Below are 2,292 nucleotides of genomic sequence, written 5' to 3' on the forward strand. Positions count from 1 at the left end.
GTCTTCAAGGTTGGATACATCTTAGCACGCTGTCCAGTTTTGCCGGACCACTTCAATCAGGAATGTCTAAGCGGAAGCAACATCACCCAGAGTTTAAGGCCAAGGTCGCGGTAGAAGCGCGAGGAGACAGTCAGCGAGTTGGCCAGTCGGTTCGGAGTTCACCCGACGATGATCCATCAATGGAAGCGGGCTTTGCTTGAGGGCGCATCTGGTGTGTTCGAACGAGGCAGCCGGAAGGCACCGGAAGTGGATGAAGAGCAGGTCAAAGACTTGCACGCCAAAATCGGGGAGTTGGCCGTCGCCAACGATTTTTTGGCAAGAAAGCTCAAACCTTGGACCGGCAAGTGAGGCGCAAGATGGTTGAGCCGAACATCCCAGGCCTGTCTGTGGGCAAGCAGTGTGCGCTGCTGTCGATCTCGCGATCGTCATTTTACTATGAACCCAAAGGCGAGACCGAGATGAACCTTGATCTGATGCGGGTGATCGATAAGCAGTTTCTTGAAACACCGTTCTATGGCGTTCGCCAAATGACGTGGCATCTTCGCAATGAGGACCCCCCCGTGAATGAGAAGCGCATCCGACGCCTAATGCGCTTGATGGGCCTTATGCCGATCTACCAGAAACCCAACACGAGCAAAGCGGCGAAAGGTCACAAGATTTACCCCTACCTGCTGCGTGGGCTGTTTGTGGATCGACCCAATCAGGTCTGGTGCGCTGACATCACCTATCTGCCTATGCGGCGTGGGTTCCTATATTTGGTCGCGATCATGGACTGGAACACCCGCAAGGTTCTGGCGTGGCGGATCTCGAACACTCTGGAGGCTGAGTTCTGCGTCGATGCACTCAACGAGGCGATCCACAAATTTGGGCCACCGGACATAATGAATACAGATCAAGGATCCCAGTTCACATCGTTTGCTTTGACTGACCGACTGCGCCGTTCGAACGTGCGCATCTCTATGGATGGCAAAGGTCGGTTCCTCGACAACATCTTCGTCGAACGGCTGTGGCGATCATTGAAATACGAGTGCGTATATTTACACGCCTGGGAAACCGGATCAGAAGCGAAAGCAGGCGTCAGAAAGTGGATCGAGTTCTACAATCACAAACGTCCGCATTCCTCAGTTGGCGGCAGGCCACCTGCCGTGGTCTACTGGCAGGGAATTGAAACAACCGACCCCGATCAGCAGGTGCAAAGAGTAGCTTAATTTACGCCAGATCCCGTCCAACTATTGGGGAGTAGCTCAGCTCGACCCCACACACCCCACGATGTTCTTTGATAAAAGCAATCATTTCCGAAACGGGCGGTCGAGCTCCGTCCCGCTGCACGGCAACACATGCTTGTATGTATGAGAGTGGGAGCAAAATACGCAGATGCTTTCTTGAGAATTTAGTTGGCTTGCCGAAGCTGGCGGTTCTCACGTTCCAAGGCTTACATCCGGTCACGTTCGGCGGCCGTCATACCATCACGTCGACCGCTGTCTGTCTCAGCCCGTCGAAACCAAGCACGCAGGGTATCAGGCCCGTAGCCAATCTTCGGGGCAATCGACTTGATCGCAGCAGATTGGCTTTCAAATTCGCCCTGATGTTCAAACACCATCCGCACAGTTCGTTCGCGCACTTCAACCTCTCATCGATGCTTTGCATCGATTGCCGGTCAATGGATGAATATCTGTTTCCACATTTGTTCTTTTCCATAAACCAGTATCCTTACTTCTGGGCTTCCGGCAAACAAGGGGTGGTTCAGATCGCCATGCTGCCGCAAATAAACCATCATTGCTCGCCATACCAACACACCGACCTGCAGGTGCCTTGAACGCATCGTTTTGGCCGGGAGCATCAACACTTTAAAGTAGTTTACGTTGTTTCCAGTCGCGCGAGATTCTATCAGTGTTGCAACTATTAGAAGGTCAGACCATTTGATATAAAATGTCAATGCATTGAGATTTCTAGGAACGCTAGCAATGAACCGTGTGTACGGCAGCGTCGCTAATTACCGCTAAGATTTCGCGTAAACACGACCTCACAAACCGCGACTTGCGATAACCAGCAAAAGAGTCGACCTCTTGTAATTGACATAAAAAATGAATTGCATCGTGATTTTTCGGATCTTCTGACGCGATCTTATTCGGTGATTATTGTTACCTGCGTTTCAAGGGCTTTGGCCAATCTTGCGGGGATCACGGTGCCAATCAGCTAAAAATGCGGCCTTAGTAGATATGGCGGCAAGCTTTCTGGAGCTATGACTGAATCTGGTGTTTGGGCGGTTTGAAGGTTGGCGGCGTATCTGGT

The 2,292-nt window shown here is 51.7% G+C and carries 2 pseudogenes and 1 other annotated feature; of the pseudogenes, one reads left to right on the forward strand and one right to left on the reverse strand.

Annotated features, from left to right (window positions below):
* Window positions 1-62: 62 nt before the first annotated feature.
* Window positions 63-1,208, forward strand: a pseudogene (locus PFRI_RS10495) (IS3 family transposase).
* A gap of 25 nt (window positions 1,209-1,233) precedes the next feature.
* Window positions 1,234-1,342, reverse strand: a sequence feature (AL1L pseudoknot).
* Here the strand turns inward: PFRI_RS10495 and PFRI_RS21675 are convergent.
* Window positions 1,249-1,600, reverse strand: a pseudogene (locus tag PFRI_RS21675) (transposase); the annotation flags it as partial. (Overlaps the previous feature by 94 nt.)
* Between the last annotated feature and the right edge of the window lie 692 nt (window positions 1,601-2,292).

It is taken from the genome of Planktotalea frisia (assembly GCF_001890925.1).
GTDB lineage: Bacteria > Pseudomonadota > Alphaproteobacteria > Rhodobacterales > Rhodobacteraceae > Planktotalea > Planktotalea frisia.